The organism is Lysobacter tyrosinilyticus (assembly GCF_054779815.1).
In genome coordinates this window covers 286,254-302,730 of record NZ_BAAGXN010000013.1, presented here as the reverse complement: position 1 = coordinate 302,730, position 16,477 = coordinate 286,254, and the positions used below count along the sequence as shown (strand labels likewise).

Genomic DNA, 16,477 nt, shown 5'->3' with positions numbered 1-16,477 from the left:
GACACGACAACGGGCGCCATCGCGGCGCCCGTTGGAGTCAATCCGTCAGCGGGTCTTACGGACGACCGCCGCGCTCAGGCTTGGCCGGACGCTCGGGACGATCGATCTTGGCCGGGCGATCGACCTTGGCGATGCGCTCGACCTTCTCCGGCTTTCCGGTGACGCGATCGGCCTTGGCGGTGTGATCGGGCTTGTGCTCGACCGAATTGCCGCGGGTTTCGTGCGTGACCTTGGTACTGCCCTTGGCAGACTTGTCGCCGGCAACCGCGGCGGTGGTGCCCGCTTCCGTATCGGCATCGGCGTAGCGACCGCTCTTGACCGCACCCAGGCTCTTGAAGCCGAGTCCCTTGGCGATCTGGCCCCAGCCCATGCCATCGGCGCGCATGGCGAGGATGCCGCCGTCGTAGGTGGTGGTCGTGGTCGTCGTGCCGTCGGGGTTGGTCACGGTCGTGGTGGTCGCCTTGCCGAGCAGCGCCTCGTCGAAGGTGCCGGCTTTGCCGCCATCGACGAGCGCCTGGGCCAGGCCCAGCGAGTGGTCGACTTCGCCCCAGCCCATCGGGCCGTTTTCGTTGGCGACCACGGTCTCCACGGTCACCGTTTCCATCTTTGGCGTGCCGTCCGGATTGGTGGCGAGCGTGCCGTCGGGATTCTTCGCCTGCTGCGTCACGGTGCTGGTGACGGTGAAATCGCCACCGGTGCGCAGTGCGGTGACCGCTTCGCCCGCGGCGGTTTCATCGCCCGCGAACAACGTGTTGGCGTAAGCATCGACCAGGCGATCCTTGGGGACGCCGGCATCGGTTTCGGTGGTGGTGTCCGGCGGAGCGTCCTGGGCGAACGCCGGGGTAGCGGCGAACATCGCCGCGGCGAGCGCGGTGAACAGCAGGGTGTTCCTGGCAGTCATTGCACGATCCTCTCTCAGTGTTTTCGAAGCCGGCCCGAAGACCGGCACGGGCCAGATGCTAGGCGGAGGAAGATCGATGACAACGACCGTTCAGGCTCGTATTCAGGCCGGATTTCGGAAAACGTTGGCGCCGCGTGATGGGCACCTCAGTTCACGCCCTTTGAGCCTCGAAATACGCCATCGAGAAGCGTGAGCGAGCGCACGCGCGCGTTGCGAAACGGCGACGTTCGTTGTGAACGCGACGTGCAGAACTGCGCAACGACTCAGGCTGCAAACAGCTGCCGGCGATCGGTTTCGTTCAGCACGCGCCATTGCCCGGCCGGCAGATCGTCCAGGCCGAGTCCACCGATCCGGCTGCGGTGCAACGAGTCCACATGATTGCCTACGGCGGCGAACATGCGTCGCACCTGGTGATAGCGGCCTTCGGTCAGCGTCAATCGCGCCAGGCGTGGTTGCACCGATTCCAGTTGCGCCGGAGCTAGCGGCGTTGTTTCCGACTCGAGCATCAGCGTGCCACTGGCGAACACTTCGCCTTCGTCGCCGCGTAGATCGCTCGCCAGCGTGGCTTCGTACACCTTGGGCAGGTGCGTCTTCGGCGAGACGATGCGATGCAGCAGCGTGCCGTCGTCGGTCAGCAGCAGCAGGCCGCTAGTGTCGCGATCGAGCCGGCCGACGGTCGACAACAACGGCGAGCGCAGGCGGAAGCGCGAAGGCAGCAGGTCGTACACGATCCGGCCCGGATCCTTGGTCGAACAGGTGTAGCCGACCGGCTTGTGCAGCATCAGCAACAAGCCGGGCGGCGGATCCAGCGGCTCGCCCTCGATGCGGATAGCGTCGTGCGCGACCTGATCGTCGGCGTACAGCACCTCGCCCTGCGCGTCGGTGATCATTCCGGCGCGAAACATCGCGGTGACTTGTTTGCGGCTGCCGTAGCCGAGGTTGGCGATGTGTTTGAGGAGTTTCATTTCTTTGAAATCGGGAAAGCGTCGGATATTTGATGTTGTAAGCCGCCCGCGCGGCATCGTTTGTGCCGCTGCATCAGGTTGGTCGCGGGCGGGCTTCGAACACCTTGAAGCCCTTATCCTGAGCGACGGTGCGCACGCTGCCGAAGTGCGTGGCCAGCTCCGCTTCGTAGGGTAGATGGCGGTTGGCCACCAGCCACAGACGTCCGCCCGGTCGCAACGCGTCGGCGGCGACGGCAATGAAGCGACGCCCAATGTCCGGACGATCGGCGCGACCCTGTGCATGGAACGGCGGATTGCTCACGATCACGTCGAAGCGCTTGCCCAGGCCGCTGGTGACGTCGTGCCAGTGGAACTGCAGCGCGCGATCGCTGCCGGCCAGATTCACGCGCGCCAGCTCCAGGGCGCGATGCTCGGCTTCGTAAAGATCCATCGCATCGATGCGTGGACAACGGGCAAGCAATTCCGAAGCGAGGTAGCCGTAGCCCGCACCCAGATCGGCCGCGGCGCCGCGCAGGTCCGCGGGCAGGTGCGCGGCCAGCAGCGCCGACGCCGCGTCGATCCGATCCCAGGCGAACACCCCCGGGCGGCTGACGAATCGGCCGTCGGCGATCGGTCGCGGTGCGTCCAGTTGTCGCCATTCCTCGAGCAACGCCGCATCGGCGACGCCGTGCAGCGACGCGGTCCAAAACGCGCGGCACTTGTTCTTTGACAGTTGCCCCAGGGGTCCAGCAAGCCGGGCCAGATCGGCTTCGCCGGATTTGGCGCCCTCGTCGTTGCGCACGCAGGCGAGCACACGCCCCCCCGGAGCGGTGCGTGCGATCGCGCGTGCGTACAGCGCGCGCGCCTCGTCGCGCTGGCGCGGCGGCAGCACCATCACCAAGGGATAGCGCGTCGTCTCCGTTTCGTCCGCCAGCGACAGGCCCGAGCGCTGCAAGGCATCGGCCTCTGGCTTGAAACTCTGTTCGCACACCAGCCCCGGCAATGCGCGCTGATGCAGCGGCCAGCCTCCGCGCGCGCGCAGGAACAGCGCCCCACCCTCGCCCGGCCAGGAGAGCGGGCCGTCCAGCAGCGGCAGCAGCAAAGTTTCCAGGGCGGAATCGGGAGTGTCGTACACGCGAGTTTGAACGGATGAACCAGCGCGAATTCTACGATGCGGCATCGCGACCGCGCCCATTAACGCCGGAGCAACGCCCCCGCGCGCATGATGCGAGCCTGTCCTACCCATGGGAGATTTCAGGATGCGCGCCCTCTTCATTGGTGGTTCCGTGGACAACAGCGAGCTCGATCTGGCAACCGAACGACCGCCCCTGCACTACCCCGAAAACACCGGCGGCGGCCAGGCGCGCTATCGCCTGCACCATGTCGGCGTGCGCGATGAAGGCGACATCGCGTATGTGGTCTACGCGGCCCCGGACCTGGCCGATGAAGTCGTCAGCAACATCAGCGACGAGCGCGACTATCCGCGTCGCTTCCACGCCACACCGGCGCTGGTGGCACGCTGATTGCAACTGACGTTTCTTGTCGGCAGGTGTGGCCCGTTGCCGGGTCGGCCGGTGGGTAACTAGACTGCCCGCATCCGTGCAAAGGAGAGTTGCAATGCGCGTGCAGGCAGCGATGCTTCCCGTGGCAAGGACGTACGGTCTCCTCATGCTGCTGGCATTGGCCGGCTGCGGCGGTGGTGGTGGAGGTTCCTCGAACAATCCTCCTGCGCCTCCGCCGCCCCCTCCTCCTCCGCCGCCCGTCACGGACGCGCAATACCCCGCATCCGGCCCATCGACGTTCACGCTCAACTGCGATGGCGGCGGTGGCACCGGCACGGTATTCCAGAACGCCGAAGTCGAACCCTACGTCGCCGTCGATCCCGGCAATTCCGCCAATCTGATCGGCGTGTGGCAACAGGATCGCTGGTCGAATGGCTCCTCGCGCGGACTGATGAGCGCGCACTCCGGCGATGGCGGTCAAACCTGGTCGCGCATACCGCTACCGGTATCGCTGTGCGGCGGCGGCACGTTCGCCAACGGAGCCGACTACGCACGCGCGACCGATCCCTGGGTGACGTTCGCGCCGGACGGCACCGCCTTCGCGATGGGGCTGGCCAGCACAGGCGGCACGTTCCAGGCCGGCTCGGTGAACGCGATGCTGGTGGTGCGGTCCGTCGATCGCGGCCACAACTGGGGCACGCCCATCACCCTGATCCGCGACGGGGCCGGCTTCTTCAACGACAAGAACACCATCACCGCCGATCCGTTCGCCCCCGCCTTCGTCTATGCCACCTGGGACCGCCTGGTCGCGGGCGATGCCGGCGGCCCGAGCTACTTCGCGCGCACCACCAATGGCGGCACGACCTGGGAGGCGGCGCGACCGATCTACGATCCCGGTCCGTCCAGCCAGACCCTGGGCAACGTGATCGTGGTGGCGCCCAATGGCACCCTGATCAATCTGTTCACCCAGATCGACCGCGTTTCGGCGACCACCACCCAGAGCCATCTGGATGTGATCCGCTCCTTCGATCGCGGCGCCACCTGGACTCCGCCGGTACGCATCGCCGATCTGCTCGCGGTGGGCACGCGCAATCCGCAGAACAACGTGCCGGTGCGCGACGGTGCGGATCTGGCCCAGATCGCCGTCGGTCCCAGCGGCCACCTGTTCGTCGTGTGGCAGGACTCGCGTTTCAACAATGGCGCGTTCGATTCGATCGCGATTTCACGCTCGACCGACAACGGTGCGACCTGGTCGGCTCCATCGCGGGTGAGCCGGGCCGGCGTCGCGGCATTCACCCCCGCGGTGCACGTGCGCGCCAACGGCGATGTGGGCGTCACCTACTACGATCTGCGCAACGACACCGGGGCGGCGAGTCTGCTGACCGATTACTGGCTGGCGAAATCCTCGGATGGCGGCGTGACGTGGACGGAAACGCGCGTCGCCGTATCCTTCGACCTGACCACGGCGCCGCAGGCCGGCGGTGCTTACTTCCTCGGCGACTACCAGGCACTGGCCAGCCGCAGCAACGTGTTTGTGCCCTTTTTCGTGAAGACCACGGGCGATCTGACCAATCGCACCGACGTCTTTGCCGCGCCCGCGATCTCGGTAACCGCCGCGGCATCGGTGCCGCAGCTCATGCGCGACACCGAGATCCGGCAGCGCGCTGTGCCGCGCGGGTTCCGCGTGTCTGCGCGACTGCAGGCCGCTGTCAGCCGCCGGGTGGAACGCAACATGCGCTGGCGCGTCCCGCAATGGGGCGTGGCGACCATGCGCGCGCCAGTCACGCCGCCGCCGCAATGAGCACGGCGAGTTGAGCCGCCGCAACGAGCAAGGGCGACCCGAGGGCCGCCCTTGCTTCAACGCAACCCGCAGCGGCGATCAGTCGCCGACGAAACGGACGGCGTAGGAAACGCTGGCAACGACACTTGGCGTGCGAACACGTTCATGTTCAACCGGATCGTGGTCGGCTTGTCGAAGAATGCCTTCGCCTGCGCATCGCTCAAGCCATAGAACTCCACCAGCGACCGCTTGTTGAGATAGCCACCGATGCAGGTCCGGGTCGAGGTGAGACGCTGCGGCTCCTGCTCGCCGCTATCGAGCAGATCGGAGACCTGGCTGCTGCTCGCAAAGACGTCGAGCTTGCCGTTCAGCGGCAGGCCGGTTTCGGGATCAACCAGACCAGGCGCGTTGAGCACCTCGTTCTCGACAGTGATCGAAGGCTGCATCGACAGGCGCGCCACGACATTGTCGGAGCCGGTGAAGTTGCTCAGCGTCGCACCGATGGTCGGCGTCAGCCAATGGCACAGCATGGAGTTGGTGCTGCGCGCAGGCAGGGTCATATGGGCCACATCGCGGAATTCACCGAACTGCACGCCCGGGGCGGCAGGGTCGACCTGCATGCACAGACGGTCCGGATCCTCGCCCGGTTGCAGCGTGCAATCGTTGCGCATGACCAGCAGCTTGCTGGACGCCAGGCCCAGCCAACGCACCTGACGCCCGAAGGAGTCCGCATCACCGACATCCAGCGTGGCCTCGCGGGCCGATTGCAGCGCCAGGCGCTTTTCGAAGCGGGCTTCTTCCCGCTCGGCCGCGGACGGCTTGCGACCGTCGATCATCGATCCCAGCTGCTCCTTGTCCGAATTCGCTTCTCCCACGCCATTGCCATTCATCGCCCAGGCAGCCGCGCCAACGACTGTCATGAGCGCCATCGCCATTGCACCCAACTTCCGCATGTATATCCCCTTCCGCTGTAACCGGTTGTGGTGGTTTGCATCGACGCTTCGTGCGTCGAAAACGAGCGTCGATGCGTTCGCACGGACTGCGACTGCGCATCACGACCGCTTGTCGGAGAAAGTGTTGCAAGTTGCGGAACACGCGTGTACGGTGCGCGGCCTTCGCCAATGCGGCGATTTTTTCAACGACGAATTCCATGAAGCCCACCTTCCACATCGCCAACCCGACTGCGCTGCGGCCTTACGGCCACGGCTCGGCCGCGTGCGGCCTGCCGCGCGACGAACGCGCGCAGAAGGGTTTCATCCACCACGACTGATCTCGCTTGCGGAGATCGGTCACCCCGATCTCCCGAGGCAATCGCGAACGCCCTCGGGTTCACACCCGGGGGCGTTTTGTTTTTGGCCGTTCGCGAAGGGATTTTTCAAGCTTTATCGCGATTGCATCGCGCTCCCGAAGCATCCGGACATGCTGGTCCGAGGCAGGGAAACCGCGAAGCGCATCGATGCGCTGTGCCTGGATGCTTCGGCACGGGCGGCCAGCGGATGCACTCGCGCACGAATTGGCCTCTTCGACGAGAGGTCAATGCGGAACATCGTTCGAACGGTTCACAGCGGTACGGGTTCGCAACGCCCGTCCGGTGCGCGCGGCATTGCCGTGGCGTATGCCGGGGATCGGGAGAAGGTGTTTCGCGATGGAGACGGTAGCTCAGAGGCAGAGCGCCGGCGCGAGCCGGAGGCCGCGGGTTCGAGTCCCGTTCGTTTCACCACTGGATAGCTCAGATGGGTAGAGCACCGAACCAAAACTTCGGCTGTCGCGGGTTCGAGTCCCGCTCCAAAACGACCTGATAAGTCGTTACTCGGGCGAAAGCCCAATCAGGAAACGCCCCGTGCGGTGTTTCGCCAGGCGTCGCACCTCGTGTGCAACGTGCAACGAATACCGCAGCGGTGAAGTCACCGGGCCTGCGTCCTCGAGGCAAGCCGGCGATTGCATCAAGCGCAGCCGCGGCAATCCATCGCCGCGACTTCGCGACTCGCGATCGTCGTCGTGCGGACAGCGCGCGATGCTCCGCGACTTCGGCGTCAGGGGCGTTTCCACTTTTTCGCCCCTTCCCTTTGGCCGCAGGCCAAGGGGAGGGTTGGGGAGGGGTGCTTTTGTTTTGTTTTTCGCATTTGAGTGCAACTGCAAAAGCACCCCTCCCGACCTCCCCCTGCGCTTCGCGCAAGGGGAGGAGAAAGACGCGAGAACCGATCCATCGCGCGCCATCAAGCGGATCGGACCACCATAGCCAACCAAGGAGAACTTCCAATGTTCTGGACCAAGAGGGTCGTGATCGGAGACGGCGAGCGCGGCCTGGTGTATCGCAACCGTCAATTTGCAGGCGTGCTGGCGCCGGGCGTGTATCGCAGGTTCGATCCGCTCGCGCGCATCTACGTCAGCGTGCACAACATCGCCAAGCCGGAATACACCGGCAGCGATACCGACGTACTGGTGAGCGCACTCGGCGCGAAGCTGGACGAGAGTTTCGTCCTGGTCAACCTCAGCGTGAACGAGGTCGGCCTCGTGCTCAAGAACGGCAAGCTCGAGGATGTGCTCGCCCCGGGTACGCGCAAGCTGTACTGGAAGGGCCTCGTCGATGTCGATGTGCAGACCGTGTCGCTCGCGGACGGCCTCGAAGTCGAAGCCGGCGTGGTCAAGCGTCTGCGTCAGCTCGGCGTGCTCGAGCGCATCACCGTGTCGCTGATCGTGCCGGAGGAGACCGCGGGTCTGTTGTTCATCGACGGCAAGCTGGTGCGCACGCTCGCGCCGGGCGCCTACGCCTTCTGGAACTTCCAGAAGAACGTGAGCGTCGAGATGGTCGAGCTGCGCGTGCAGTCGCTGGAAGTCTCGGGCCAGGAGCTGTTGACCCGCGACAAGGTGAGCCTGCGTGTGAACCTGGCCGCGAGCATCCGCGTCACCGACCCGGTGGCCGCGCGTACCAAGGTCGCCAAGTACGGCGACTACGTGTATCGCGAGCTGCAGTTCGGCCTGCGTAAGGCGATCTCGGTCAAGACGCTGGACGAACTGCTCGGCGACAAGGCTTCGCTCGACGCCGACATCTTCGGCTACGTGCGCGGTCGCGTGGACGACCTGGGCATCGAGGTGCTCGGCGTCGGCGTCAAGGACGTGATCCTGCCGGGCGAGATGAAGGACATCCTCAACAGTGTGGTGCAGGCGGAGAAGGCGGCCCAGGCCAACGTGATCCGTCGTCGCGAGGAGGCGAACGCCACGCGTTCCCTGCTCAACACCGCCAAGCTGATCGAGGAGAGCCCGGTGCTGATGCGTTTGAAGGAGCTGGAGGCTCTGGAGAAGGTCACCGAGAAGATCGACAAGCTCACCGTGTTCGGCGGCCTGGATGGCGTCATGAAGCAGCTGGTCAGTTTGAAGCAGTAATCTTCGCGTGGCGAATGGATTCGCCGCGCGGAGTCTTTCACTGAAAGGATTCCAAAATGAACATGCAACACGAATACGAATTCCTCCATGCCGAGGGCAGCACCACGCCCATCAAGGGCTGGGTGCACGGCGTCCCGGTCGAGGACAAGGCGCGGCAGCAGCTGCAGAACATCGCCACGTTGCCGTTCGTCGGCCCGTGGGTCGCGGTGATGCCCGACGTTCACCTGGGTATCGGTGCCACCGTGGGTTCGGTCGTGCCGACCAAGGGCGCGATCATTCCGGCGGCGGTCGGCGTCGACATCGGCTGCGGCATGGCCGCGGTGCGGACCACGCTCACCGCCAACGATCTGCCCGACGATCTGGCACTACTGCGCAACTCGATCGAACGTTCCGTTCCGGTCGGCAACGGCCCGGGCGGCGACCATCGCCGCATTCCCGACAGCATCGAAACGAAGCTGGCGCAGTCGGAACTGATGGCGCGACTCGCGGTGATCCGCGACAAGCATCCGAAGATCCGTCCGGACAAGGTCGACAAGCAGGCCGGCACGCTCGGCGGCGGCAACCACTTCATCGAGATATGCCTCGACGAGAGCGATCGCGTGTGGGTGATGCTGCACTCGGGCTCGCGCGGTACCGGCAACATGATCGGTACCTACTTCATCGAGCTCGCGCGCAAACAGCTGGAGAAGCGCGTGCTCGGCTTCCATCTGCCGGACCGGGATCTCGCGTTCTTCCTCGAAGACGAGCCGCTGTTCGGCGACTACGTCGAGGCGGTGTCATGGGCGCAGGACTACGCCCGGGTCAACCGCGAGTCGATGATGGCGCGGGTGCTGCACGAGATGCGTCATCGCCTGCCGAAGTTCCAGCTCGACAGGGAAGCGGTGAACTGCCACCACAACTATGTCCAGCGCGAGGACCACTTCGGTGAGTCGTTGCTGGTCACGCGCAAAGGAGCGGTCAGCGCGCGTGAGGGCGAGCTCGGCATCATCCCGGGCAGCATGGGCGCGCGCAGCTACATCGTGCGCGGCAAGGGCAACGCGGATAGCTTCCACAGCTGCAGCCACGGCGCCGGCCGCGTGATGAGCCGTACCGCCGCGCGTGCGCAGATCACGCTGAAGCAGCACCGCGAGGCTACCGCCCATGTCGAATGCCGCAAGGACGCGGGCGTGATTGACGAGTCGCCGGCCGCATACAAGGACATCGATGCGGTGATGGCGGCGCAGAGCGATCTCGTCGAGATCGTGCATACGCTTCGGCAGGTGGTGTGCATCAAGGGGTGAGATACGTGCACCGCTTGGTAACTTGTCCCTCTCCCCGCAACGCGGGGAGAGGGTGCCCGAAGGGCGGGTGAGGGGCGCGAGCACAGCGAGCTGCTCTTGCTCTTGCTCTTGGGAAGCAAAGCAGCTCGCTGCGCTCGCCTCCCCTCATACACCCTTCCCTCCGCGGGCTATCGCCCGCTACGACCTTCTCCCCGCAAGCGGGGAGAAGGATTCGCATCAGCAGGCATCTTCCTTATTCGATGCGATCCAGCATCGCAAAACTCTCCCCCATCGGCACACCGTCGTGCCCGAAGCGACGCTCGGCAAACACGATCGCCTCCGCTTCGACCAGCACCACCGTGCTGCAACGCGTGCCATAACGTTCGCCACGCACGAACGGCGGCGACAGCCAACGCTCCATTTCCAGGCCGACGCCCGTATCCGGCAGCGCCGCATCCGGCGCCGGCAACGTGTCCGCCAATGCGGTGAACAACGGCTCCAGCGAGGCGGCGTCGACGTCTCGCGACGAGGCCGGCGATTCCAGCCAACTACGCAACGCGCGCGTGGCATGACCACTCTTCGGCCAGGGCGCATCGAAGGCACCGTTCGACATCGCATGCACGCCCGGCACCACCGGGTGGGATTCCGCTTGGGGATGATTGGTGGCGAACATCAGCGCCGCGCCGTCCCAGCTAAGCAGGTTGTAACGGCCGTGCTCGGCGGCGATCGGCGCCAGCCGGGTCACGAATTCGTCCGCATCGTCACCGCCGCGCACGAAGTCGCGCACCAGCGCCCCGCGCGAACGCGGCGCGGCCTCCGGATTGCGCCCCGCCCGCACATTGGTCACCGCCGCCAATCGGCCGCGCGTGCAGACCTGCAGCCAGCTGCCGCCAGCCTGCAGATCGCGGCCGCCGTACACATCGGGCGCGTCGGGATCGAAGCCGGCAGGCGCGGCGGGGCGCGCGTGGAATTCGTCGCGGTTGGCGATCAGCGCCAACGCGTAACGGGGATGGTGTTGCCAAGCGACGGCGATCAGGCACATGCGCGCATCATAGGCGCGCACTGCCGCGGCGGCGTGCTGCCGGTGGCACACTGTAGGCATGACGGTCTATGTCGACGATGCCGTGCATCCCTGGCGGGGCCATCGCTGGGCGCACCTGATGGCGGACACGCTGGAAGAGCTGCATGCGATGGCGGCCCGCCTGGGTATTCCGCGCCGCGCCTTCCAGAACAAGACCAGCGGTGCGCATTACGACGTGACCACCGAAACCCGCGCGCTGGCGATCAGCTACGGCGTCACGCCCATCTCGCGCCATACGGATCGCGCCCTGGTGAAGGCGGTGATCGCTCGCGCCAAGGCACAGGGCAACGGCGAGGCGCCATAGCGCAGCGAGCTAGCGCTCCAGCAACGTGCGGAGCACCGGCAGCGTGGTGACGTCGTCGACACTCTTGAAACCGGCGATGGCTTCGCGCACGTCCGACAGCATCGACGGGGTTTCGGCCTGCACCAACACCAGCATGTCGGTCTCGCCCGCCACGCTGTGACAGGCCTGCACCTGCGGCAGCGCCTCCAGCTGCGGCATCACGTCATCGCAACTGAAGCCATCCGCGTAGCGCAGCAGCAACCATGCGCGCAATGGCTCGCCACCGCTGCCCAGGCGCACCGTGTACTGGGCGATCACGCCGCTGCCTTCCAGCCGCGCAATCCGCTCCTGCACGGCGCTGCGCGACAGGCCAACGGTCTTGGCCAGCTGCACCGTCGACAGTCGCGCGTTGTCCTGCAGCAGCGCGATCAGGCGGCGGTCGATGTCGTCGAGTTTCTTCATCGCGCGAATTATGCCGCCACTATGTCGGCGGGACCGGCAGATTGCCGGGTTGAGACCGGCGTACATGGACTCGCACAGTGAACATCCCTCCCCGCTCGACGGATTTCGTGATGCAACTCGATGCCCTCACCGCGCTCATTCCCATCGATGTCCAGCAGGCCTTCGATCACGCGCCCTGGCCGCCGCGCAACAACCCGGACATGGAAGCCAACGGCCTGCGCCTGCTCGATGCCTGGCGTGCCAGCGGCCGCGCCCTGATCCACGTCAACCATGCCTCGGTCGTTCCGGGATCGACACTCGCGGCGACGCATCCCGGCCATGCATTTCGCCCCGGCTATGCGCCGCAGGCGGGCGAGCCACTGGTCACCAAGTCGGTCAACGCCGCCTTCATCGGCACCGACCTCGACCTGCGCCTGCGCCGCCTGGGCGTGACCAGCGTGGTCCTGTTCGGCATCAGCACCGATATGTGCGTGTCGACGACCGCACGCGTCGCCGCCAACCTCGGCTACCGAACGATCGTGGTCGGCGATGCCTGTTTCTGCTTCGACCAGCCCGACGGCGAGGGCGGCGTGATCCCGGCCACGCAGATCCATCGCGCCCACCTGGCGACGCTGCGCGCCGAATTCGCGGAGGTGGTCGATACCGCCCAGCTCGTCGGCGCACTGGCGCGCCCGCAGCTGCAGGCCGCGGGCTGAGCCAGCGGGCCAATCGACGCGATTTCCGCTCGCACCGGGGGGCGCCTACAATGCGCCCCTCACGCAATTCCGCGAGCCCGATCATGTCCGACACCCCGCCCGACCACCTGTCCAACGACCCGCGCAGCAAGTTCTACGACGAATCCGTGCTCGAACGCGGGATAGGCATCCGCTTCAACGGCGTGGAGCGCCATAACGTCGAGGAATACTGCATCAGCGAGGGCTGGGTGAGGCTGCCGGTCGGCAAGGCGCTGGACCGCCGCGGCCAGCCGATGACGATGAAGGTGAAGGGCACGGTCGAGGCGTGGTTCCTGACGCCGACGGCGGAAGGCGAGGAATAAGAAAAAAGGCGGGCCTGGCCCGCCTTTTCTTTTGCGTGCGTCGCAAGGCTATGCCTTGAGCTTGTACCCGGTGCGGAAAATCCACGCGATCAACGCCATGCACAACGCGAGGAACCCCAGGATCGCCGCCGTGCTCACCGCGATGTTGACGTCGCTGACCCCGTAGAAACTCCAGCGCATCCCACTGATCAGGTAGACCACCGGATTGAACAGCGCGACCTTCTGCCACAGCGGCGGCAGCATGGTGATCGAATAGAACGCGCCCCCCAGGAAGGTCAGCGGCGTCAGCACCAGCAGCGGAATCACCTGCAGCTTCTGGAAGCTGTCGGCCCAGATGCCGATGATGAAGCCGAACAGACTGAAGCTCAGTGCGGTCAGGACCAGGAAGCACAACATCCACACTGGATGCGCGACGTCGTACGACACGAAGAAGCGCGCGGTGACCAGGATCAGCGAGCCCAGCATCAGCGACTTCGTCGCCGCGGCGCCGACATAGCCAAGCAGGATCTCGGTGGTCGAGACCGGTGCCGAGAGTAGTTCGTAGATCGTGCCAGACCACTTCGGCAGGTAGATGCCGAACGAGGCATTGGACACGCTTTCGTTGAGCAGCGACAGCATCACCAGGCCGGGAATGATGAAGGCGCCGTAGCCGACACCATCGATGTGACCCATGCGCGAGCCGATCGCCGCGCCGAACACGATGAAGTACAGCGACGTCGACAGTACCGGCGAGAGGATCGACTCCAGCAGCGTGCGGAAGGTGCGTGCCATTTCGAAGCGGTAGATCGCGCGGACGGCGTGTGTGTTCATGCGCGGCCTCCATTGCGATGGACCAGGCTCACGAAGATCTCTTCGAGCGAACTTTCGCTGGAGTGCAGATCCTTGAAGTCGATGCCCTGCTCGTTCAGGCGTCGCATCAGCGGGGCGATGCCGGTCTGTTCGCGCTGGGTGTCGAAGGTATAGACCAGGGCATGTCCCTCGTCGGCGAGCTCCAGGCCAAACTCGGCCAGTGCGTCGGGTACAGCCGCCAACGACTCCTGCAACTGCAGGGTCAACTGCTTCTTGCCCAGCTTGCGCATCAGCACGTGCTTGTCCTCGACCACGATCAGCTCGCCGTTGCTGATGACGCCGATGCGGTCGGCCATCTCCTCGGCTTCCTCGATGTAGTGCGTGGTGAGGATGATGGTGACGCCGCTCTCGCGCAGGGTGCGCACCATCTGCCACATGTCGCGGCGCAGCTCGACGTCGACACCGGCGGTGGGTTCGTCGAGAAACAGGATCTGCGGCTCGTGCGCCAAGGCCTTGGCGATCAGCACGCGCCGCTTCATGCCGCCCGACAGCGTCATGATCTTGCTGTCCTTCTTGTCCCACAGCGACAGGTCGCGCAACACCTTCTCCAGATACGCGGGATTGGGCGCCTTGCCGAACAGGCCGCGGCTGAAGCTCACCGTCGCCCACACGGTCTCGAACGCGTCGGTCGAGAGTTCCTGCGGCACCAGTCCGATCTTCGAACGCGCCGCGCGGTAGTCGCGCACGATGTCGTGACCGTCGGCGAGCACCGTGCCGCTGCTCGCATTCACGATGCCGCAGACGATGCTGATCAGCGTGGTCTTGCCGGCGCCATTTGGGCCGAGCAGCGCGAAGATTTCACCGCGACGGATGTCGAGGTCGACGTGCTTGAGCGCGACGTGTCCCGACGCGTAGGTCTTGCTGATCTGGCGGATGGAGATGATCGGTTCCATGTCTCAGGCCTCGACCTGTCGCGATGCGGCCGCGTCCTGTGTACCCAGCTGCTCCAGCGCACGAATCACCTCCGGCCAGGCCGTGCTGAGCGGGTCGATCAGGGCGAAGTGCCCGCATTGGAGTTCGCTCAGGGCCACCGTCGGATGTGCGGCGTAGTAAGCCTGCGACACGCGCAAGGGCACCACCGCATCGGCGTCCCCGTGCAGGAGCATCGTCGGCATGGCCGGTGTCGGCTGCCGTTGTGGGTCGAGATCTTCGCGACGTGTCGGTTCGCTGCCGAGATAGGCGAATACCGCACCGTTGCCCAATCCCAGCGTATGCGCCAACTGCAGGTTCGCCGCAGGCGCCAGCGCTAGCACACCATGCAGCGATGCCGGCGCGCGAACCCCGGCCAGCAGCGCCAGGTGTCCGCCCGCCGAGTGGCCGATCACCACCATACGACCGTCGTGGTGCGTGGTCAGTGCCGGCAGCCGTTCGAGCGCACGCATCACGTCGTCGACACTGGCATCCGGCTGCCCGGGAATGCGTCGGTAACCGATCGCGGCCACCGTCCAGCCCGCGGCAGCCAGCGCGGTGGCCATCGGCCCGGTCTGGTCGCGACCGTACTGCGGTCGCCAGAAGCCGCCATGGACGATGACCAGCAGCGGTCGCGTCGCGGCATCGGATGCGCCCACGCGCAGGTCCGCTTGCTGGTCCGAGTGCTCGCCATACGCGACGACTAAATCGGGCGCGGGCGCGGAGCGGGTCAGTACGGACTCGTCTTCGGTCATGGCGTCATTCGCAGGGGATCGTTCGGGGGATTGTGCGGCACGCGCGCTCAGCCCATCTCGCCCAGGCGGCGTACGCTGCGTTGCGGCTCTTCCTGCCGGGTCAGCCGGGCAAGCACGCCGCGCACAGTCGGCACCACGACCCATGCCACGGGCAGCGCGACCACGAAGGCCAGCGCCCAATTGCCGAGCCAGGCACCGAGCAGGCCGGGATGCAGTCCGTAATGCACCGCAGTAATGGTGAAACTCATGACCGCCGACATCACGGTGGCCATCAGCGGGATAAAGGCGAGCTGCGCTTGGCGAGGCGTAAGCATGGGGACGTCTCGAAACGGGGGGAGGCGCATAGGCTAGGCGCCACGCCCACGGCCGATAAGCCGGAATCTGAGGGATGAATCGTCCCGGACACGGGGTAATGGTCCCTCGTGGCCCCGCCCGGGCGCCGCTGCATGAATGCGGGCCAACCCCGGCACGGTCAGAACGGCGATGGCGGTCAAGTTTCGCGAAGTTGCCGTTGAACTTCCCCCGCACGCCCGGCCTACCATCGCGCCACGGGCTCCATCACCGATCACGAGGGGGAAAATCATGAAGAAGCATCTGTTTGCGGCGCTATCGCTCGCGCTGTTGTCGCTGTCCTCGGTGGCCGTCGCCAAGGGCCATGGCCATGGCCACGGTGGCGATCACGGCGAGCACCGCGGCTGGCACAAGGGCGAAAAGATCGACGTGGTCTATCTGCAGCCGCGCTATTACGTCGAAGACTACCGCGTTGTCCACCTCGCCCCGCCGCCGCCGGGCCACCGCTGGATCCGTGATCCGGACGGTCGTTACATCCTGGTTGCAGTGGCGACCGGCATCATTGCCGACATCCTGCTGCATCACTGAACCACCGCGTCAGACATGACGGTGGAACGACCGTTCCACCGTCTCCGGAGAACCCCATGCGCCACCTGCTGTTGTCCGCCGCGCTCGCCCTGCTGAGCGTCACTAGCGTCACCGCGTACGCCTTCGACGGTCATGGCCATGGTCATGGTCGTCATCATCACGAGCGTGATTGGGATGATGACGATCGGGACGACGATCGCGACTACTACCGCGAACGGCATTACCGGCATCGCGATTGGCACCGCGGCGAACGTATCGAAGTGGTCTACCTCGAGCCGCGCTATTACGTCGACGACTACGAGTACTACCACCTGCGCCAGCCGCCGCGCGGTCATCGTTGGGTGCGTGACGAGGATGGACGCTTCATCCTGGTGGCTGTGGCCACCGGCATCATCGCCGACATCCTGCTGCACCATTGAGCGGATCTCCGTTGCACACAAAAGCCCCGCCAAG

19 protein-coding genes and 2 tRNA genes are annotated in these 16,477 nt (G+C 65.7%); 11 read left to right on the top strand and 10 right to left on the bottom strand.

Annotation, left to right across the window (positions count from 1 at the left end; translation table 11 throughout):
* Positions 1-55: 55 nt before the first annotated feature.
* The 3 genes from ACYVGK_RS16090 to ACYVGK_RS16080 form a co-directional block, all read right to left on the bottom strand.
* Complete coding sequence (locus tag ACYVGK_RS16090) at positions 56-901, bottom strand: hypothetical protein (RefSeq protein WP_460735527.1); 846 nt, start codon at positions 899-901, stop codon at positions 56-58.
* 263 nt (positions 902-1,164) lie between these two features.
* On the bottom strand, positions 1,165-1,866 hold the full coding sequence (locus ACYVGK_RS16085; protein ID WP_460735525.1) for a pseudouridine synthase: 702 nt from the start codon (positions 1,864-1,866) through the stop codon (positions 1,165-1,167).
* Between the two features lie 73 nt (positions 1,867-1,939).
* The gene (locus tag ACYVGK_RS16080) at positions 1,940-3,025 is read right to left on the bottom strand and encodes a class I SAM-dependent methyltransferase (RefSeq protein ID WP_460735524.1); all 1,086 of its coding nucleotides are present in this window, start codon (positions 3,023-3,025) and stop codon (positions 1,940-1,942) included.
* A 79-nt stretch (positions 3,026-3,104) separates the two neighbouring features.
* Between ACYVGK_RS16080 and ACYVGK_RS16075 the strand changes: the two genes are divergently transcribed.
* Both ACYVGK_RS16075 and ACYVGK_RS16070 read left to right on the top strand, forming a co-directional pair.
* Positions 3,105-3,368 carry a hypothetical protein gene (locus ACYVGK_RS16075; protein WP_460735522.1) on the top strand — a complete coding sequence of 88 codons (264 nt, stop codon included), beginning with the start codon at positions 3,105-3,107 and terminating at the stop codon, positions 3,366-3,368.
* 94 nt (positions 3,369-3,462) lie between these two features.
* The gene (locus ACYVGK_RS16070; RefSeq protein WP_460735520.1) at positions 3,463-5,148 is read left to right on the top strand and encodes a sialidase family protein; all 1,686 of its coding nucleotides are present in this window, start codon (positions 3,463-3,465) and stop codon (positions 5,146-5,148) included.
* Between the two features lie 56 nt (positions 5,149-5,204).
* Here the strand turns inward: ACYVGK_RS16070 and ACYVGK_RS16065 are convergent, their stop codons facing one another.
* On the bottom strand, positions 5,205-6,080 hold the full coding sequence (locus tag ACYVGK_RS16065; protein WP_460735518.1) for a hypothetical protein: 876 nt from the start codon (positions 6,078-6,080) through the stop codon (positions 5,205-5,207).
* Between the two features lie 695 nt (positions 6,081-6,775).
* Between ACYVGK_RS16065 and ACYVGK_RS16060 the strand changes: the two genes are divergently transcribed.
* The 4 genes from ACYVGK_RS16060 (at position 6,776) to ACYVGK_RS16045 (ending at position 9,791) form a co-directional block, all read left to right on the top strand.
* Positions 6,776-6,847: transfer RNA gene (locus ACYVGK_RS16060), tRNA-OTHER, on the top strand.
* A gap of 2 nt (positions 6,848-6,849) precedes the next feature.
* Positions 6,850-6,915, top strand: a tRNA-Phe gene (locus ACYVGK_RS16055).
* Between the two features lie 471 nt (positions 6,916-7,386).
* Complete coding sequence (locus ACYVGK_RS16050; protein WP_460735516.1) at positions 7,387-8,511, top strand: slipin family protein; 1,125 nt, start codon at positions 7,387-7,389, stop codon at positions 8,509-8,511.
* Positions 8,512-8,567: 56 nt separating this feature from the next.
* Complete coding sequence (locus ACYVGK_RS16045; RefSeq protein WP_460735513.1) at positions 8,568-9,791, top strand: RtcB family protein; 1,224 nt, start codon at positions 8,568-8,570, stop codon at positions 9,789-9,791.
* Positions 9,792-10,023: 232 nt separating this feature from the next.
* Here ACYVGK_RS16045 and ACYVGK_RS16040 read toward each other — a convergent pair whose 3' ends face one another.
* Positions 10,024-10,812 (bottom strand): NRDE family protein, encoded by a 789-nt coding sequence (locus ACYVGK_RS16040; protein WP_460735511.1) that lies wholly within the window; start codon positions 10,810-10,812, stop codon positions 10,024-10,026.
* A 58-nt stretch (positions 10,813-10,870) separates the two neighbouring features.
* Here ACYVGK_RS16040 and ACYVGK_RS16035 point away from each other — a divergent pair, with 58 nt between their 5' ends.
* Positions 10,871-11,155 carry a DUF4031 domain-containing protein gene (locus tag ACYVGK_RS16035; protein ID WP_460735509.1) on the top strand — a complete coding sequence of 95 codons (285 nt, stop codon included), beginning with the start codon at positions 10,871-10,873 and terminating at the stop codon, positions 11,153-11,155.
* Positions 11,156-11,164: 9 nt separating this feature from the next.
* Here the strand turns inward: ACYVGK_RS16035 and ACYVGK_RS16030 are convergent, their stop codons facing one another.
* Positions 11,165-11,596 (bottom strand): Lrp/AsnC family transcriptional regulator, encoded by a 432-nt coding sequence (locus ACYVGK_RS16030; RefSeq protein ID WP_460735507.1) that lies wholly within the window; start codon positions 11,594-11,596, stop codon positions 11,165-11,167.
* Positions 11,597-11,673: 77 nt separating this feature from the next.
* Between ACYVGK_RS16030 and ACYVGK_RS16025 the strand changes: the two genes are divergently transcribed.
* Together ACYVGK_RS16025 and ACYVGK_RS16020 are read left to right on the top strand one after the other, a co-directional pair.
* Complete coding sequence (locus ACYVGK_RS16025) at positions 11,674-12,291, top strand: cysteine hydrolase family protein (protein WP_460735506.1); 618 nt, start codon at positions 11,674-11,676, stop codon at positions 12,289-12,291.
* A gap of 83 nt (positions 12,292-12,374) precedes the next feature.
* Positions 12,375-12,632, top strand: coding sequence for a DUF3297 family protein (locus tag ACYVGK_RS16020; RefSeq protein ID WP_460735504.1), 258 nt, complete (start codon positions 12,375-12,377; stop codon positions 12,630-12,632).
* Between the two features lie 48 nt (positions 12,633-12,680).
* On the opposite strand, the gene ACYVGK_RS16015 is transcribed toward ACYVGK_RS16020, so the two are convergent.
* The 4 genes from ACYVGK_RS16015 to ACYVGK_RS16000 are packed head-to-tail and all read right to left on the bottom strand — an operon-like array spanning position 12,681 to position 15,459.
* Positions 12,681-13,442 carry an ABC transporter permease gene (locus ACYVGK_RS16015; RefSeq protein ID WP_460735503.1) on the bottom strand — a complete coding sequence of 254 codons (762 nt, stop codon included), beginning with the start codon at positions 13,440-13,442 and terminating at the stop codon, positions 12,681-12,683.
* Positions 13,439-14,374: an ABC transporter ATP-binding protein gene (locus ACYVGK_RS16010; RefSeq protein WP_460735501.1), complete on the bottom strand. Its 936-nt coding sequence runs from the start codon at positions 14,372-14,374 to the stop codon at positions 13,439-13,441. Before ACYVGK_RS16010 ends, ACYVGK_RS16015 begins: the two co-directional genes overlap by 4 nt.
* Before the next feature lie 3 nt (positions 14,375-14,377).
* Positions 14,378-15,145, bottom strand: a complete 768-nt coding sequence (locus tag ACYVGK_RS16005; RefSeq protein ID WP_460735499.1) for an alpha/beta hydrolase family protein — start codon at positions 15,143-15,145, stop codon at positions 14,378-14,380.
* Positions 15,146-15,192: 47 nt separating this feature from the next.
* Positions 15,193-15,459 carry a DUF2798 domain-containing protein gene (locus tag ACYVGK_RS16000; RefSeq protein WP_460735497.1) on the bottom strand — a complete coding sequence of 89 codons (267 nt, stop codon included), beginning with the start codon at positions 15,457-15,459 and terminating at the stop codon, positions 15,193-15,195.
* Positions 15,460-15,727: 268 nt separating this feature from the next.
* On the opposite strand from ACYVGK_RS16000, the gene ACYVGK_RS15995 reads away from it, so the two are divergent.
* Positions 15,728-16,024: an RcnB family protein gene (locus ACYVGK_RS15995; protein ID WP_460735495.1), complete on the top strand. Its 297-nt coding sequence runs from the start codon at positions 15,728-15,730 to the stop codon at positions 16,022-16,024.
* Between the two features lie 56 nt (positions 16,025-16,080).
* On the top strand, positions 16,081-16,443 hold the full coding sequence (locus ACYVGK_RS15990) for an RcnB family protein (RefSeq protein WP_460735493.1): 363 nt from the start codon (positions 16,081-16,083) through the stop codon (positions 16,441-16,443).
* Positions 16,444-16,477: the final 34 nt, after the last annotated feature.